General features: G+C 30.5%; 12 protein-coding genes and 1 tRNA gene. 3 read left to right on the plus strand and 10 right to left on the minus strand.

Annotated features, from left to right (window positions below):
- The first annotated feature begins 79 nt into the window (after positions 1–79).
- The 3 genes from OF365_RS01145 (at position 80) to OF365_RS01155 (ending at position 4501) form a co-directional block, all read left to right on the plus strand.
- Complete coding sequence (locus OF365_RS01145; protein ID WP_263817777.1) at positions 80–2182, plus strand: ATP-dependent Clp protease ATP-binding subunit; 2103 nt, start codon at positions 80–82, stop codon at positions 2180–2182.
- Positions 2183–2255: 73 nt separating this feature from the next.
- A tRNA-His gene (locus OF365_RS01150) sits at positions 2256–2333 on the plus strand.
- Between the two features lie 227 nt (positions 2334–2560).
- Complete coding sequence (locus tag OF365_RS01155; protein WP_263817778.1) at positions 2561–4501, plus strand: lipoprotein 17-related variable surface protein; 1941 nt, start codon at positions 2561–2563, stop codon at positions 4499–4501.
- A 242-nt stretch (positions 4502–4743) separates the two neighbouring features.
- On the opposite strand, the gene OF365_RS01160 is transcribed toward OF365_RS01155, so the two are convergent.
- The 10 genes from OF365_RS01160 to OF365_RS01205 form a co-directional block, all read right to left on the minus strand.
- The gene (locus OF365_RS01160) at positions 4744–5703 is read right to left on the minus strand and encodes a hypothetical protein (protein WP_263817779.1); all 960 of its coding nucleotides are present in this window, start codon (positions 5701–5703) and stop codon (positions 4744–4746) included.
- A gap of 117 nt (positions 5704–5820) precedes the next feature.
- Positions 5821–6870 carry a FecCD family ABC transporter permease gene (locus OF365_RS01165; RefSeq protein ID WP_263817780.1) on the minus strand — a complete coding sequence of 350 codons (1050 nt, stop codon included), beginning with the start codon at positions 6868–6870 and terminating at the stop codon, positions 5821–5823.
- Between the two features lie 106 nt (positions 6871–6976).
- Positions 6977–7828 carry an ABC transporter ATP-binding protein gene (locus OF365_RS01170; RefSeq protein WP_263817781.1) on the minus strand — a complete coding sequence of 284 codons (852 nt, stop codon included), beginning with the start codon at positions 7826–7828 and terminating at the stop codon, positions 6977–6979.
- 2 nt (positions 7829–7830) lie between these two features.
- A complete protein-coding gene (locus OF365_RS01175) occupies positions 7831–8937 on the minus strand; it encodes an iron ABC transporter permease (RefSeq protein ID WP_263817782.1) in 1107 nt (368 codons plus the stop codon).
- 5 nt (positions 8938–8942) lie between these two features.
- Complete coding sequence (locus tag OF365_RS01180) at positions 8943–9803, minus strand: hypothetical protein (RefSeq protein WP_263817783.1); 861 nt, start codon at positions 9801–9803, stop codon at positions 8943–8945.
- A 3-nt stretch (positions 9804–9806) separates the two neighbouring features.
- Positions 9807–11933, minus strand: coding sequence for a hypothetical protein (locus tag OF365_RS01185; protein ID WP_263817784.1), 2127 nt, complete (start codon positions 11931–11933; stop codon positions 9807–9809).
- Entirely contained in the window at positions 11933–13084 is a 1152-nt protein-coding gene (locus OF365_RS01190) for a FecCD family ABC transporter permease (protein ID WP_263817785.1), read from the minus strand. Before OF365_RS01190 ends, OF365_RS01185 begins: the two co-directional genes overlap by 1 nt.
- 157 nt (positions 13085–13241) lie before the next feature.
- The gene (locus OF365_RS01195) at positions 13242–17048 is read right to left on the minus strand and encodes an AAA domain-containing protein (protein WP_263817786.1); all 3807 of its coding nucleotides are present in this window, start codon (positions 17046–17048) and stop codon (positions 13242–13244) included.
- A 459-nt stretch (positions 17049–17507) separates the two neighbouring features.
- Positions 17508–18434: a 16S rRNA (cytosine(1402)-N(4))-methyltransferase RsmH gene (gene rsmH / locus OF365_RS01200; protein ID WP_263817787.1), complete on the minus strand. Its 927-nt coding sequence runs from the start codon at positions 18432–18434 to the stop codon at positions 17508–17510.
- Positions 18435–18645: 211 nt separating this feature from the next.
- Positions 18646–19602: a hypothetical protein gene (locus OF365_RS01205; protein ID WP_263817788.1), complete on the minus strand. Its 957-nt coding sequence runs from the start codon at positions 19600–19602 to the stop codon at positions 18646–18648.
- Positions 19603–19675: the final 73 nt, after the last annotated feature.

The raw sequence follows: 19675 nt of genomic DNA on the forward strand, positions 1-19675 counted from the left end.
TCTATAAAAATAATAAAATAGTTAGCACTCTTTGTTGATAAGTGCTAATATTTATATATTCTTATTGGAGGTTATTTTTATGGAAATGAAACAAAAAAATGATATCACGCAATATACACGCAATATTAATGAGGAAATTAAAAATAATAAAATTGACCCGATTATTGGACGAGATGATGAAATCCGGCGAACAATTGAAGTTTTAAGTCGGAAAACTAAATCAAACCCCGTCTTGATCGGTGAACCAGGAGTTGGTAAAACAGCTGTTGTGGAAGGTTTGGCTTACCGAATTGTACATAAGGATGTTCCAACAAACCTTTATGACAAAACTATCCTAGAATTAAACTTGACTTCTTTAATTGCAGGAGCTAGTTATCAAGGGGCTTTTGAAGAACGTTTGCAAGCAATTATTAGTGAGGTCAAAAAAGCAAATGGAAACATCATTTTATTCATTGATGAAATCCATCAATTAGTGGGTTTAGGTAAAACTCAGGGAGCGATGGATGCGGCTAACATCTTAAAACCCATGATGGCACGTGGTGAGATTAAAGTTATCGGCGCTACAACCTATGATGAGTATCGTCAGTACATTCAAAAAGATGCCGCTTTAGAACGACGTTTAACACCGATTAGCATCAATGAGCCAACCAGCATCGAAGCTTTAACAATTATGCGTGGCTTAAAAGCCCGTTGAGAAGCTTTTCACGGAATCAAGATTCACGATAGCGCTCTTGTCGCAGCGGTTAATTTATCACAACGTTATATAACAGATCGCTTCTTACCTGATAAAGCTATCGATTTAATAGATGAGGCTGCTGCAAAAATTAAAACCCAAATTAACTCTTCACCAGTCGAATTAGATCAATTAACACGTGAGTTGCAATATTTACAAACCGAAAAGGCAGCTTTGGAAAACGAAAAAGATTCCAAATCAAATGCGCGATTAGCAATGATTAACCAAGAAATTGAAGATAAACAAACCGCACGCGATCTTTTAGCTAAACAATATGAACAAGAAAAGCAACAAATTAATGATTTGAAAAATCTAAAACAAAAAATAGATGAAACGAATCACGAAATTGAACGTTTACAATTTGATGGTAAATATGAAAAAGCAAGTAAATTGCTTTATTATGATTTGCCCGCTTTGCAAAAGCAATTAGAAAAACAAGAGCAATTAATTGACAATAACCAAACTAACAAATTAATTGTTGATGCTTTAACTGATAAAGAAATTGCTGATGTAATTGCAATTGCAACGAAAATTCCGGTACAAAATTTACTTAATGACGACAAACAAAAAATTTTACAACTTGCAGAGCAAATTAAAAAAGAAGTTATGGGTCAAGATGAAGCAGTTCAAGCGGTCGCTGATGCTGTGATGCGTGCACGAGCTGGTATTGCTAACCCCTTACAACCACTCGGTTCTTTCTTATTTCTAGGACCAACGGGAGTTGGTAAAACCGAACTAGCTAAAGCTTTATCACGAAATTTATTTGATACTGATAAAGCACTAATTCAATTTAATATGTCTGAATACATGGAAAAACACACCGTGGCTAAATTAATTGGTGCTCCAGCTGGGTATGTGGGTTATGAGGATGCTGGTTTACTAACCAAGACTGTTAAACGCCATCCCTATAGTGTTGTTTTGTTTGATGAGATTGAAAAAGCACACCCCGACGTTTTAAACACTTTATTGCAAATTCTTGAAGAAGGTAGCATTAAGGATGGGCATAATAATGATATTAATTTCAAAAATACAATCATTATTATGACAAGTAACATTGGTAGCCAAGAAATCATTAATAATGAACCTAATAAAGCATTATTGAGTTTACAAAAAACTCTGAAACCTGAAATTCTAAACCGTATTAATGATATTATTGTTTTCAACCCTTTAAAACACGATATTTTAGTCGATATCATTCACAAAATGCTAACTGATTTAGAACACCGCCTAACTGAAAATGACTACCAAATTACTTTCAATGATATAAATTATGATGCTATTCTTGATTCAGCTTATAATCCTAATTATGGTGCTCGTCCATTTAAACGTTGAATTGTTCATCATATTGAAAACCAAATCGCTCGTTTGATTATGACTAATACTATTGTTAAAAACCAAGCATACAAATTAACATATGATTCACAAAACGATACAATAAAAATTATCTAATTTTTAATATACACCATTAAAAAACTTGCTTTTTATTCAACTTCATACTATAATATAATGGTGTATTTACATGGTGGTTATGGTGAAGTTGGTTAACACGCCTGACTGTGACTCAGGTACTTCGCGGGTTCGAGTCCCGTTAATCACCCCATTAAATTTTTCAAAACCTCTCATTCGAGAGGTTTTTTTGTCTAACAAAAACAAAAGTCGATATTTATTTTTTTGATCCAGTGCCTTGTTCCTTTAGTTTTTTTCATTTTTTACTATAATTACAGTAATCAACCTATTACACTTTTTATTTCATGGTAATATGTTCGTGTAATTTTAATTAGAAAGGAACTTCACTTGTTCAAACAAGTAGAAGAATAGTTATTATTTATGCAAAAAAAGACAAAAACTATTTTATTTTCAACATTAGCTTTCGCTACAACTTCTGCTTTAGTTGTATCTGCTATAACCGCCTGTTCAAAAACTAACACAACCGATGTAGCAGATGCTATTTTACAATTTAATAATGTAAAAAAAGACTTGGAGCGCAAATACCAAGTTGATTTCTCCAAAGAAATTGCTACTGCTATTAAAAACGCCGAAAACGAAGTTGCCAAACTTAAAAAAGAAAACCCAAACAATGCTAGTTCTTTAATTAAAATGGTCGGTGTTAAATTAGAAAAAGATGTGGCTGATATTATTTCAAAATGTTTTGATGATGCAAATAACACGGTAGTTATTAACTTTAAAAATCAAAGTAAAACACTTTTTAAAAATATTCCGGCCGACTTAACAAACAACCATTTTGATCTGCAAATAAACCAAGCGGGTTTTAAAATTAATTTTCTCAAAGCACTTAAAGCAGCAGATAAAATTACTATCACCTACGAAGTCATTAAAAATCAAAATAAGCATGTTTTTACTAAAGATATCTTAGCTAAGAATTTTAAATCAGAAACACCATTACCGGATATAAATCTTACACAAGTCAATAAAGAAGTTTCACTTAAATATTTAAACAGTGAAAAAATTTTATATACAACTGTTAGTGATGATGATTTAAAAAAGAAGGAGAACTTCGTTTTTAGTGCCCCTGAAGGTTACTCAATAACGTTCATAAAAGCTCAAAAATCTTCGGATAATTCTAAAATCACAGTTACATATAAATTAAGTAAGAACGAACAAACCAAAGAATTCACTAAGGACATTTTAGCTTCTAGTTTTAAACAAGAGATCGTTTCTGATCATTCGAATCAATTGGATGAATTAAATAAGGCTAGTCAAACCATTACTGTTACTTTTAAAAACGCCAAGCAATTATTGTGATCTGCAATAACACTAGAAATGTTGCAAAAGCCCGATAATTATCTTTTTGCGGGTACACCAACTGGATTCTCTACAACGTTTGTTAAAGCAGAAAAAACATCTGATGAATCACAAATTACAGTTACATATAAATTAAGCAAAGGCGAGTTAGCAAAAGAATTTACTCTTTATATTCCTCAAAAAGAATTCAAGCAAGAAACAAAACCAGTTGATCCTATTAATTTTGATGAAATAAATAAAAAAGTGGAGCTATCATATAAAAATGCGAAACAAACACTATTAAAAGATATCACTGAGGCGAACTTAAAGGATCAAAGTAATTTTCAATTCAACCAATTAACAGATGATGTCATTATTACCTTTATTCAAGCAACAAAAACCTCTGATAATTCTAAAATCACAGTTACATATAAATTAAGCAAGAATGAACAAACCAAACAATTCACTAAGGATATTTTAGCTTCTAGTTTTAAACAAGTTGATGAAGTCACAAAATATTCTTTCGAACACCTAGGTATTCAAGAACCTACAAAAATAGAATTTAAACCTAAACCTGAAGATAACAAGCATTTACAAGTGCTAAACTTTGTTTTCTTTATTAAAGATAAAGATACAAATACTAATAATGAAAACTTCAAAAAAATTATTTCTGATAAAATTCTAAAAGATCGTAAAACAATTTTAAAAGCTAGTACTTCACCAAAAATACTAGGGTTGCAATCTATTAAATTAATTTATACAAAAAACGGACAAACATTAACCTCTACCCCTATTGTTCGTGGGGGGACACGAACCAAACCTGATCAGTTGAAATTTAGTAATGATTTTAAGCAAAGTTATACATTTACTTTAGAAAACACTCAAGCAAGTGAATCTGTTGAAATTATTGGCCTAGAAGTAACTTTACTAGCTCCAACTCAGCAAGAAATAAAGACGAAGGAGAATAAACCTTATGTTGTACAAGTCTTTTTTGACCAACCCATCAAGAATCAAAAAACACAATAAGAAATTATAACTATTCGTTAAAAAATAAATTTTGAGAAGCCTTATTGTATGTTTCACGAAATAAAAATTGTTGGGATTTTACATATATTTAACTCTAAAATTTCCACTCTAAACAATAATCGATGACGTATTAACAAACAATAAATAAGCCCCTGTTGAGACTAAAAAACACCAGTTTAACTGGTGTTTTTTTGCTATGCATACGCGTTGCTAAAAAATAAAATGGTTTTAGAAAATAGAAATTAGCGAACTGGAATTTTGATTGGGTGTTTGAATTGGATCGTTCACTGGTCTCCGATATATTCACCATGCATGTGTTGGAAGGATATAGCAGTAATGAAAACATTTTGCTTGTTTTTTAAATAATCTAGTGGTAATTGGAAATTAAAAGTATAGTGGGGGTTGTGACTATTTTCTTGACTACCCGATAAACTTGCGGGTAAACTATCACTACTTGCTCCAATGCCGTCAAAGCGTAATTGAATATTATTAAAACCCGTATTTTTAATATCATCAAGTAGTGAATAATATACTTCAACTCCATTTAAACGCCCTGTCTCAGCACTCACGTGTAAATCATTACCATCAATTAATTTGCCATCTTGTTTTTGTAAATTGGGTTGCTGACTTAATTCTATCTGCTCATATTTGTGGTTGTGTGTATGTGCAATTGGACTATTATGATCTTTATGGGCTGTTCAATTAAAAATCATTAACCCTTTGTACTTTTCGCCCTCTTTTAGTGTTTTACCAATAAGGTGTTGGTTTGGTTCTATTTTTTTCTCTTCTGCTCACGGTTGGTTAGTTTCTTTGTTAATAAAACGATTATCATCAACTATGTTGACCTCATCACCCTCTTTTGGTTGTTCGGGTGTATAGTGGTCTGGGTCTTTCATAATTTCTTTAATTTCATTAATAATTAATTGAGCTTTTTGTAAATATTGTTGTTTTTCTGTATCATTCTTTGTTCTTTTAAAAGCAGCCATGATAACTTCGAATTTTTTGTGTAAATCATTAGCATAAGTTATTTTTTGACTGTCGGTTGTTTGTTTGTATCACTCTTTTAAAACGGATTCTAAATCATTAAATTGTTGGTCAATAGGTGTTTTGTTAGCACAAGCAGCTAAACTAATAGCTGTTAATGGAACAGCTATGATTCCTAGAGATAAAAATCATCATTTTAATTGATTTTTCTTTTTCATAAACTCTACCTTTTCTTGTTTCTAAATATAATTCAATTAATTCTTTTATTATATTAAAAACATTTGCAAAATTCAATTTAAAAGCACTGTTAAAAATACTTTTATACAAAAATATTTTTATGCGTTTTTTCAGTTAACTCAACCTACATAAGCTAAGGTTGGAGCACCAATGAAATGCATTCAAATAGAAGAGTTAATACTTGGAATCTCCCGGGTTAAAATCAGCCCTAAAGCAGTAATTAATGCACCCACAGATCCTGATAATGGAATCACAATACGATAGTCTCGAACCCCAAAAACTTTACGCACAATATGAGGGGTGAATAAACCAACAAAAGCCACATTACCCGCTAATAAAATCGAAGGGGCAATTAATAAGATAGTAGCTAAAATAGCGATCATTTTGATGTAAACGACTGATGATCCTAGGTTTTTAGCTTTTTCATCACCAAGGTCTAATAAACTTAATTTATGCGAAATAAGCATACTAATAATAAAACCGAAGACAATAATGACCGCACTAATTCATAATAATTTAAAGTCGGCAAAACCATTGGCTTTTAAAATATTTTCTGGACCACCTAGAATATATAACATGTTAGCCGAAGAAGCTGATTCTTCGCTTGAACGAATAAAATAAGAGACCGTGTTAAAAAACACACCAGTGGCCAACCCGGCTAAGGTCATTTTTAAAAAGGATTTTTTTTGTTTAGACATGAACACCATGCCCAATAACATTAAAGCGGCTACACCCCCACCAATAAAGGCAAAACCGATTTTTTGCTGATACATACGAAAATCAAACGAAATAGCCAAAACAACCATAAAAACAGTTGCGCTAACAATACCTAAAGTAGAGGGGTCTGCTAGTGGATTGCGTGTTAATGTTTGAGTAATGCATCCAGCAGTACTTAAAGCAACACCCACCAGCATAATAGCGATGGATGACCAAACTGTATTTTGTAAATTGGCATATGTATTAAAATCATCAATTGTTAAAAAACGTAAACTAAACACTAGATTTAAAATTTCTTTTAACGTCATTTGTACACTAACCGGGGAACCGTTAGTGTATAAATCAATTTTTGTGGCATATGAAAGATTTCATGTAAAAACCCCAAATAAAACAAACAGCAAAATTACATATGAAAAAATAATTATTGCCATTTTTTTGGGTGATATTAAATTTTGGTACCTCAAGAGTCTTGAATCAAAGACATAAATCTTTGTCTGTTTAAATAAATTATTTTTTTTCTTTTTCAGAAACATAATTTTATTTAATATAACTATTCACTTTAATATTGCAAACAACCCGCTCGTTATCTGGTGTTTGAAAAATAGAGGCGTCGATGTTATAGGCAGTTTTTAAAGACTCTTGATTAATAATGTTATTTGGTGTCCCATTAAACAAAACTTCCCCGTCTTTTAGCACATAAATATAATCAGAAAATTGCATAGCTTGGTTGATGTCGTGTAAAATAGCAATGATTGTTTTTTGGTGTTTTATTTGCAACTGTTTTAATGTTTCTAATAGTTCATATTGGTTTTTAATATCTAAATAAGTTGTTGGTTCATCTAATAAAATGATTGGCGTATCTTGCACTAAAGCTAAGGCTAAGACAATTTTTTGGCGTTGACCACCCGATAAATCCTGCATAAATTTATCTTTTAAATGTTCAATTTGCATAGCGTGCATTACTGATTGGATAATTTCCTTATCCTTTTGACTTAAAATCCCCGTAATATTTAAATAAGGGTTTCGCCCAAATGTAATATAATCGATGACACGTGTCCCTACTGGGATATCTAAGGTTTGGGGGATATACGCAATCAATTGACTAGCTTGTTTTGTTGTGTATTTTCTATGATCCTTATTATATAAACTGATTTGACCAATTTTGGAGTTATTAATTCTAACCATCGCCTTAGCCATCGTTGATTTACCTGAACCATTGGGTCCTAGAATTGTTGTAAAGCAATGGTTTTTGATGTTTAAATTAATATCTTTTAAAATGAATTCTCCCCGACGTGAATATTTAAAAAAATAATCACGCACCTCAATGACATTTTCGGGATTCAAAGCCACTATGGCATCCCGATCAAAATGTTTTTTTTGTTTGAACATAACTATTTACCTCGAATGATTAAATAAATAAAATAAGGCACAACAATGGTTGTTGATAAAAAACCCACAGGTACATTGGTGTTTAAATTAGAAGAGATAAACAAGGCGGCTGTTACGAGAATTGAACCAATTAAGAATGCTCCAAACATCGTATAAGTCGTTTTGTTTCCGAACATTTGCTTAGCCACATTAGAACCTAAAACACCTAATAAGGCCACAAAGCCTACCATTACTGCTTCTGTTCCAGCTAAAATTGCAACGAGTAAATAAATGATTAATCGCAAACGTTCAACATTCACCCCAGCCGTACGCGCCAATTCTTCGCTGGTTTCATATAAATCAATCTTGCGACGTAAAAACCAAACAGGAATTAAAGTGATCAAAATCATGACTGATGAGGGAAGAATAATATTTCATTGGATATAATTCGAGTTAGGAATAATTCCGTAAGTATACTTTTGAATAACCTTGATCGTCGTATCCAGTGTCCCTGCTTCTTTAAACATATTAGATAAACTATTCACATTAGCACCGTTGGCGTTAGGATTAGCTAAAACAACCGAAATAGCTTCAAATAAAAAGGATAAAGCAATCCCAACAATAATGAATTTTTCGGAGCTCAATCCACCGAAACGCGATAGGACGTAAATAATTACACTACCCAGAATTGATGCTAAAAAGGCGATTAAGGGGAGGATTTGCATTTCTCATCCGTTTGATTGAATTTTTGTTTTAACTGACAATAAATAAAAAGACATAATAATAATGTTTAAGCTTCCTATTCCCAATAAAGATATATCAGCTAAATTGTTACGCGTTGCTTTTTGTAGCAACAAACCTGCAACAGCTAAAGCTCCACCCGAAAAAATAGCCATAATAGCTTTTTTAGAACGGATTTCATAAAGGTGTGCGTTAATAAAAAAGTTTGTTTGGTGATCATCATGATATAAAAATAGTACCAAGAAAATAATCACACCTAAAATAACAGCTAAGCTAATCATTTTAATTCAGGCTGTTTGTTTGTGATCGATTTTTTTTACTAGTGCGAAAAAACGTTGTTTTATTGGTTTTTTATTCTTGTTATTCTGCTGGATTTCTTCATTATGCATATACTTTAATCTACTACCTTAATATAAATCGGGTTTTTGAATTGAATGGTTAATTCTGCACCAATCACATTATTACCATGAGTATGAACAAATGACAAACCTGTGATTCTAATGGCACTATATTTTTGTTGATTTTTCTTTGCTTTTGTTAATTTAGCTTGTAAATATTGAACATCAAAAGGGATGTCAATACTTACATAACGTCAATCATCATCAAAATTAGTTGGTTTTTGAATAAACGATGAAGAAGAACCAATCCCGTCCACACGAACGATAAAATCATCAAAAATTAAATTTCCTAGGTGGTTGTGGTTGGCATAATAAATGCGGACATTTTTTAAAATGCCCCCTTCACTTATTTTAACAACTGGATCATTTGGAACTTGGATATATGGATTGTTTTCGTTTCAATCTTCATCATATCATTGATTTTCTCATAAAACCAGTTCAATCGGTTGAATAATATGCGGATGCACATGGATATTACCATTTGCATCACTTACGGCTAGATAATAACCAAAAAACATTAATTCATTGTCATCATCTAATCCCAATATTTTACCATTTAATTGTTGGTTTCCTACAATCATTTGTGTCTTATTAGAATTAGCAAATTCTTTTGGTACGGGTAGGGGTTGTTTAGAATCATAAATAATCCCTTGTGCAAAGTTATCAACTTGCTTTGAATCGGGTTTTGATTCAGCAAATCCTCTTTGTTGGTTAGGGGTGAGGGGTTGTTTTTTAGGTGTCTTTTGCGGGTGTTCACGAATTTGTTTACAACTTGACATACCTACCCCAAAACCAAAAATAACAAATGATAAACCAATCATACTGAACATTCATCTTTTTTTCTTTTTATTTTGCATTTTCTAACCCTTTCTATTGTTGGATGGAATTATGATGTACTGATTTCAATAACTGCCCCAATTTTGCGCTTGTTTGTATTGTTTATTTACCTGAGCCCTTTGTTCTGTAGTCATTGAATGTATTTTTGCTTGTACTTCATCTGTGTTTCACAATGTATTCAAAACAGCATCTAGAATTTGATTATAACCAATTGGGGAACGGATTCCTTCAGTTCAAAGGGTATAATCTTGCAAAAAGACGTTTTTGGACAAAACTTCTGGGTCATTAACTGTCTTTTTTTGAATGTGCGATTTCAAAAGTAAGTTAACTTGGACATTTTCGCTTGGGTTATTAAAAACTTGTGTTTTATTTTTTGTCAGATTAAAAATATAATCGAAATTTCCTTTAAATTTAGCAAAATTCGTTTCTGTTAATCCTCCATCACCTAAATTTCACCATCACCCGTGAGCATCCATATTTAAAATGGAATTAGTTGTTTTCGGTTGAATTCGTTTTAGCTCGTATTCCTCATTTTTTTCATTCAAGCAATGCGTTGTTCCATCATCGTGTTTATGACAACCTTCTGGAACCTTATTGTCGACTGGATCTAATAAAGCCCGGTAATCATAACCAATTAAACGAGGCTTGGGACCACGAAAACCTAAATCATAATATAAAAATCCATATTTAGAAATTGATTGCAAAGTGTTCGTACCATTTCGTTCATAAGTAGTTAGAAGGCCTAAAACTTTTGATCGTCTATTATCAAAAACATATTTTTGTGGATTATAATGTGGATCAACTAAACCCAATGCCTGAAATAAAGATCGCATTAAACCTAAACGCTCGTATAAATTACCTGCAATCATATTAGCATTACTTAAGGCATTTTCTAAAGCTTTTTTTTGTTCAATATCATTTTTAAACAAATCCTGTCCCTGTTTAGTTTGGATAAAGCTAGTTGCAACATAGGCAATTTTATATAAATACAACATGCTCTCACGGATGGACCCTAAATAAATTTGTGAATTATCGTTAAGTTTCAAGTTTTGCTCGTATACTGGATGATGATGTAAAATAGATGATGCACCTAACTGATAATCAAAATTACAAAGAGGCAAATCTTTGGTAAAACTATCATAATCACACATTGCAGGATGATAGTTTAAGTTTTTAATTCCTGCTTCTTTATCCTTTGTAGTTAGTAGTATTTCGTTAAAAAAATGATAAATTTTAGAATTCAAACTATTTGCCTCACGCCAATTGTATTCTGGGTAAAACAAAGGAATTTCGTTTTGTTTATTGACGAATTTGTTTTGTTGAACATCATATTCTACTCCTAAGACAAATTTAGCAAAATTGGATGTTCAAAAATGAAAGGTTGTTGGTTTGTCGTTGACCCTGATTTTTAAATTATTATCATTTTTGAAATAAAATTGATTAATATCCTTTGCATAACGACTAAAGTTATGTAGTTGATATAGTTTTTTTGTATCCTTATTAGCATATGTCAATGCTTGTTTTAGTTTTTTAATCAAAGGCTGTGCGCTTGCGTGTGGATCATTAAAATCAGCTATTAACTCAAACGGCAAACTTAAAAATAAATCGCGTGACGTCTTATAATCTACACCGCGAACAAAGGAACCCTTTTGTATTGGTCCTCCTTCAATATTCAGCTGTCCACCACCAATCATATTATGACTATCTTCTAATAAATATTGGTCATACAAAATAAAATTACCTTTATTAAAAAATCAAAACTCTTCGTTTCGATTTTCATTTTCATTATTACCACTTAATGAAAACCACGAAGGCGCAAACACTTTGATGCGTTTTTGCAAGCTCGATAATTTATTTGTTAAACTTTTTTTAAAGTTATCATCTTGGTATAAAAAAGACTGGAATTTTTCTGGTTTCAAAGCATTGATGTAAGGGTAAGGTTCGTTTTTATTCCAAAAAACTTGTGTTGGGTAATAATCCGGAATAATTCCTAATGCTAATAAATTATCAGCTTGTGAAACATAAGTTGGAAAAATTTTATATACCACACCCGTTTTAGTTTGGCAGGCAAATGTATTCATAGCTAAACCAATACCAAGGGCACACATACTAAAAATCCCCATAATTTTTTTACTAATTTTAGACTTCATTATACACCTCTTCTATGCATCCATCCTACCCAAGCTAGGGTTGGCGCCCCAATAAACTGCATTCAAATAGAAGAATTAATTGAAGGAATTTCGCGCGCTAAAATTAATCCTAAAGAAGTTAATGTGGCCCCTAAAACTGCTGACAAGGGAATCAGGACACGAAAATCACGAACACCAAATACTTTGCGGATGATGTGTGGTGTAAACAAACCAACAAAAGCCACATTACCTGCCAATAAAATTGATGGTGTAATTAGTAAAATAGCGGCTAAAATAGCGGCTAGTTTAACATAGACGATTGCTGAACCTAAATTTTTCGCTTTTTGATCACCTAATTCTAATAAGCTTAATTTATGTGCAATTAACATACTTATAATTAAACCAATACCAATCAGAATAGCTGCAATTCATAACGTCTTTCAATCTGCAAATCCTGTAGCTTTTAAAATATTTTCTGGACCCCCTAAAACATAAAAAATATTAGCCCCAGCTGCACTTTCGTCACTAGAACGCAAGAAATATGTAATGGTGTTAAAAAAGACACCTACTGCTAAACCTGCTAACGTCATTTGTATATATGATTTTCGTTGCTTAGAGAAGAATGTTAAAACAATTAACATGACAGCTGCAATCGCACCTCCGATAAAAGCAAAAGAAAACCGAAATGAATACAAACGAAAATTAAAAGAAATAGCTAAAACAACCATGAAAACTGTGGCTTGAACAATCCCCAATGTTGAAGAATCGGCTAGTGGATTTTTAGTTAATGATTGGGTAATTGATCCAGCAACCGATAATCCAAAACCTACTAAAATAATCGCTATTGATGATCAAACAGTATTTTGTAGATTTCCGTTAGAATTGAATTTATCATGTTCTAAAAATTGTAAACTAAAAACTTTGTTCATAATTCTACCAAAACTCATGTTAATTGAAGTTGGTGTGCCGTGTGATGCAAAATCAATAGTTGTTGCGTAAGTTAAATTTCAAATAAAAATTCAAAAAACTGCTAAAGATAAAACTAAATAACAAATAATCAAAAGCGATATTTTGCGTTTGCTAATCAAATTTATATGTTGCAAGAGTGAAATATTAAATTTAAACGACATATTTTTAATTCTTTTTGTTTGTTTATTTATGTTAAAATCCATTATCGACCTTTATATTTTATTTTTTATTAACTATCTTTTATTTTCATCTTTTTCATACAAGTGAGTGCAAAAATTCATGGCTGAGAGATGTTTAATCTCTTTTTTCACAAAAAACGGAACAAAAAATAGTCTTTTGTACACTTTTTTGTTTTTTATTTTATCTATTATTTATAACCTTTTTTCATTCTTGAGTAATTTGTGAATAAACCACATTCATATCATCTATTAACTCAAAAATACTAAAGGCCAAAATGTTGTATTTACGATCTATTAGGAATTGATATTTATCATAAAGAGTTTCAAAGTTTTCTTTTTGCAAAAGCATATCCGTCATTGCATAATCTATCATTAAATCAAACTGCTTAGTATTTTTATTGTAAATAGCAAAGCTAATGTATGATCCTAAAATTTCATACTTGTAAAAAATGATGTGATGATTTTCGATTAGATGTTTTAAAAAAATAAAGATTTGTTTATCCAACTGGTTATCGAATTCGTATTCTGGTTGAACTTGTAATGTACTTCAAGTATTAACGCTTTCACTCATCTCATCACAGAAATGTAAAAAGTGGTAAAATACCATGAAGTTTTCGTTATTCTTATTTAAACTTAAATCACTAGCCATAAACGATTTAACAACCAACATTTTCATTTTGGCCCTAGTAATGGCCACATTAAGGCGGTTCATTCCGTTGATTTTAATAATCGGTCCAAATTGATTGCGTAAAGTGCCATTTTCGTCTTTAGCATAGGTGATACTTAAAATAACCAAATCCGCTTCATTCCCTTGCACATTTTCCAAGTTCACAACTTGAATTTCTTCATCTAATAACTTTTGATAAATGTCATGACTAAAGTAGTTTGTTGCAATCATGTTTTCAATTAATTCGCTTTGTTTTAAATTAAATGTGATCACTAAAATGCTCTGGTATTTGTCGTAGTTTGCAATTAATAATTCTATGATTTTTTTTGCTTCAATAACATTTGTATTTTCTGTATAAATAGCATCCAAAGTATTGATAACTTCGATTCCTGCATACAACTCGTGGTTGTATGAAGCAAAGACTAATTCATCCTCATATAAATGATGGGCGCTAAAGGTGATTAAATCAGCACTTTGGGAACGATAGTGGTTTTTTAATCAATAAGTTGTTCATAAAGCACTTTTTGTTCTGTCTAATAAACTTTCAGCTACATCCACATCATCAATCGCATAATCAGTATTGTCCTCATTGCGTGATGAAAAAAAGTTGGTTGGTTTTAATTGTTTATCATCACCTGCAACTATTTTAATTTTTGTACGGTGCAAAACCGGATATGCATTTTCTAAAAACATTTGACTAGCTTCATCAAAAATTCCGTAATCAAATAAATCTTTTTCTAATGGGAAGATGTCGCAAACATCATTTGGTTTAGCAATTCACACAGGGAACAACTTGATTAGGTAGGGGTAGTATTCCTTGATGAATGTAGCAATATCAGGTTGGCGTGAGAGTTTGGCTACGCTTAACATGTTTTTTAATTGTTCTTTGTCAGCAGATGGTAGTTGTTTGATTCAATCACTTAAATAATCCCAATATAATCCATGAATTTGCTGATCTAAATGTAAACAAAATTCATTTAAATCATTTTTGTATTGTCTAAAACAATCATTAATTCTCAAGGTCAATAAACCCGAATAATCATTAAGATGTTCAAAATAAAACCTTTGTATTTCGTAAAATTCAACACATTTTTCATAATTGAAATTAATTTGTTGTAAAAAATTCCAAACTACTTCATTTAGATCTTCTAATCAAAGGTCATTTAATTCATCCAAAATCGGTGTTTGGATATCAGTATAAACCTGTCATAATCATAAATCATAGGCCGTAGCGTTAGATGTACACAATTGATAGAATGTGCCTAAAATGGGCTCGTCTAGTGATATTAGTCATTGATTTTCGCACATTAAATGTAACGTTTCTCATTTTGTATGTAGAATATCCTGTTGATTTACAAACCGATAAAATAAAAAATTCTTAGGACCTAATGTTTGATTTACTAGAAAAAAATCTAGGGCTTTTAGTTGGTTTTGTTTGTTTTTTTGTTGGTTTAAATGTGTTTGGATTTGTGTAAAATACTGCTGATAAAAAGACAATTGTTTTCATAAGGTTGATCAATCTTCAACAGCAAGTAAAATGATTAATTTTTGAAAAACTTGTAATTGTTTTTCAAAAAAATCGTAATTCATTATATTTTGAAAATAAATTTGGACATTTTCCACTTTAAATAATAATTGCATACGCATATAATCATTTGTGGCTTGAATTTGTTTAGCTTGATTAAATCAATCGGAATGTTCTTTTACTAAGTTTATTCAGCGTTTTTGTTTAACGATCAAATCGCGTAGACTTCATTCACTACAAATTAATTTGTGTTTATCGACTCAGTTTTTCAAAAGAATATATTTTGCAAAATAATTGTCAAAAGAACCTTTCGTTTCCATATATTCTTTTAAAACTTTATAAATTTCTTCGTTTTTCATTAAATCTTGTTCGGATGAATTTAAATCTAACCATTTTTCTTTAAAGTTGTGAAAACTATTAGCATATAAATTTTTGACTAATCGATTTAAATTTTGCATTAATAAGTTAGTTTTGATGATTTTACGTGCAGACATTGATTTATAAATTTGGGGTGTATTATTTTTGTTGCTCGTACTGTCATTAATTAATCAAAAACGTCCAAAACTAGTCAATAAGTCGTTTATTTTTCGATAAAAAAATAACTTGTTTTCATCGGTATCAATGTATAACGTTAAATGATTTAATTTGTAAAGTCTGTCAATTAAAACATCTAAAGCCGCTTTTTTTTCCGAAACTACTAGAACGTTGTTTTGTTGTAAAACTACATTAGCGATTATATTGGAAATAACTTGGGATTTTCCTGTACCAGGAGGTCCATAAATCAAAGTGTTTTTTGCTAATGCCGAGTAAATTGCGTATGATTGATACAAATTCAATGGTTTTTTTAATTGTGCTAAAGGTTTAGGGTCTTGGGCACAAACAAAATGATAATCATCAGCGATGACTTCTTGGCGATCATCATAATTTTCTGCAAAAACATCTACATGATTGTTAATTAATTTTTCTAAATCCTTTTTAATCGCATTCCCATGTGGTTGAAACACACCGATTACATAGGCATTGTAAATAAAGTATTGTTGAAATTTTTCTTTGATTTCAGTACTTGATAAATTTAAAAAACGGTTTTGAGAATTATAAGAACTGATATAGTTTTGATTAGTTAATTTCTTAATATCATCAAGCATGTTTGCTTGTTCTTTAAAATCGACAAAAGAATTATTATAATCCCGTTTTAAAAATAACAACAGTTTTTGGTTAACTGTATACATATCTTTTTTGTGTTCTAAATAAAGCTTGTTTGCTCGTTTAACTAAATTTACTGGCAATAAATTAATAGGCCCATTGATAGCGTTGGGTTTGATAGTGTTACCAATGATATAATCATATGCAATATATAAAGGTCAAATCCCTGTTTGTTTGTAAATAATATGCGCTTCATGATTAATCACATCTAATTTATTGATTAAACCATCAACTTTTTTGAGTATATAATCAATCATACTAGGTTGTTGCTCGTCAAAATCATCAAGGAAAGCGTTAATTTTAGCCTTGGTAGCCACATCTGCTAAAAGCAGTTGGTATTTTTTTAAAACATTATTAAATTCAGTTATATTGAAAGTTTCCGATAACTCTTTTTTTAATGCTTGTGTATCAATAAAAATCTTATATTCTAATTCACCGATTTCATTATTAATAAAAGCTTTAATTTCTTCTAATTGAAAAAACATTAACAGATCCGCGTGGTTTTTATCAATTTTCGTTCTAATACATTGATCACGACTATCTGTTGATAAAAGATTAAATAATTTGTTTTGTAAAGCTTGGTTATTGTTCATAAGATACTAACTTTCTATAACTTTAAAATAAATAAAAAAACAGACAAATATTGCCTGTTTAATTTTAGGAAAATAAACAACAGAAACAAGTTTATTAACCTATGATGATAGGATTAATTTTGCAATATTTAAGTTTTGTTGTGATAAAGGATAATCATATTAAAATGATTTAAATAATATCTTGGTTCAAAACTTAACAATTAAACGAAATATAAAAGCTGCATAACATTAAATAAACGATTGATCATTATTTTTTTACAGTGGCATTAAAAATCTATAATTCACAACTTTCTTACTTCTAAACGATATCTATTAAATACCAAATTACTTTCTTTAATTCATAAATGTATCTTATTTTGTGTTTAAAAGCAGCAAAATAATTTTCTATAAAATAAATCAAAATAAAAGCAAGATATACTTTGAATCTTCATTAAGAAGTTGCTAGTTATTTTGTTATGCTTAAAAGTTTCTAACTAAAGCTCTTAACGTTGAAGAACGCGCGCGATAGTTTTCATTTATTTCTTTTAAATCTGGTTTTTGTTTATTAATTTTTAAACTGTACCTAGCTAATGTTTCCGTTACTGGAATTTCATTAGGTACTTTTTGGTCAAGATATTGTTTAAATATCTTTTTAACAATTTTATCTTCTAACGAATGAAAACTAATACAACTAATTGTTCCTTGTATACTCAGCAAACTAATCGCATTGTGCAATGCAATTTCTAAAACCTGAAATTCGTCATTGACAGCAATTCTGAGAGCTTGAAAATACAAACGAGCAAAGTGTTTTTTAGCAAAAAGCATTTTTTTAGGAACCGCATCCCTAATAATTGCTACTAATTCTAAGGTCGTTTCAATTGGTTTAGTTGAGCGGTATTTTATAATTGCTTGAACAACTTTTTCGGGTCGAACAATTTCGCCGTAATTTTTAAAAATTTTAGTTAAGACATTTGGGTTGTATGTATTAACGATTTCATGTGCAGTTAATAATTGTTTTTGATCCATGCGCATATCTAAAAAGGCATCGTGTGTATAACTAAAACCGCGCGATTTATCATCTAATTGCGGGCTTGATACACCAAGATCAAAGATAAATCCATCAACAGCTTGAATCTCTAGTTTTTCTAAGGTGGACTTTAAATTTTTAAAATTTGTTTTACGAATTATGACATTTGGTTTGCCTGCAAAAATCTTTTCAGCATAAGCGATTGCTTGCTCATCTTGATCAATGCAAATTAATAAACCATCATGACTTAATTGTTCATGAATTAGTTGTGAATGACCTCCACGGCCAAAAGTGCAATCAACATAAACACCATTTGGTTTAATGTTTAGAACATCAATACTAGGTTTTAATAAGACACTAATATGATCATTGTAAAGCATAACACTTCTTTTCTTCGCCAATTATTGACCATAATCCCATGATATTTTAATTTTAATTGTTTTCTTGGAAAACTTAATGAATCAAAATTCATTAAATCGACCTCCAAGGCCAAGTTAACCTTTACAAATGTAAAATGATCTAGGTTATTAAACATCAAAAATGAAACTATTTAAATAATGCTTAGAAACATAGAACTTGGCTAATTATATTTTATGCTTTATTAGGCAAAAATGAGGACTTTTTTTGTTTTTTAGCCATTATAACGAAAAAAATAAAAAAAGTAATAGTTAAAATTTTAAAAGATGTTTGAGCTTGTTCAATAAAAATGATTAAAGTATCGATTTGATTAATGTAATAAATCGATGAGTAAATAACTTGAATAACATGATAAAAAAATATTCAGGCATGTGGAATAAAAACTAACCAGCATAATATTTGGTGTAAACACAAAATTGGCAAAGCAAAAACCTGGGCATAAATTAAACCTAAGGAATTGATGCGTGGGATAATGGTTCCCGCAATCAATGACGATCCAACGAATGTCAAAAAATTTAAACACAAAAAATTAAAAAGTTTTTCTTTTGGATTTAATCACAATTGACACGTATGTCAAATTAATAAAACGCCATAGCTAAAATAAAGTGTGTAACTTGTTGCGTGTGTCAGACATAAGATGATGTTGATACAGCAATTCAAACCTAACTTATTTAAAGGAGTCAACTTATTTTTAGTGCAAAAATATTTATAAACAAAATTTATGAATCCGTTAATAATAACACGCAAAATACCTGGATTAAAATCCAATAAATAAGCATAGAAAACAATTAAGCTAAAATAAAGTGTTTGCAGCGTTTGATTAATTTGTCTATGGTGTATTTTTTGGATTAATCTATGTGTTAATGACAAATGTAAGCCCGAAACAACAAATAAATGCGCCACGTTTAAGTTATACAAAGAGTCTAAAAAAACATTAGGTGTTTTGATGTTAAAAACCAATAATTTACAAAAAACAAGCGTTTGCTCATCCTTAATATTTTTATTAACTAAATTAACTATTTTGTTTTTTAGGCTTTGCTGGTTATATTCATTTACTAAATTCATTCATCTTTGATATGTAAAAGTGCTAGCTAAATAATGTGTGCATAAACCAATTACGATTCCACTCAAAACATAAAGCATAATTAGTTTATAATTAAACCTATAATAAATAAAAAAAGCGAACACACCTGCGTTCAAGGAT

It is taken from the genome of Ureaplasma zalophigenitalium (assembly GCF_025780055.1).
Classification (GTDB): Bacteria; Bacillota_I; Bacilli_A; order Mycoplasmatales; family Mycoplasmoidaceae; genus Ureaplasma; species Ureaplasma zalophigenitalium.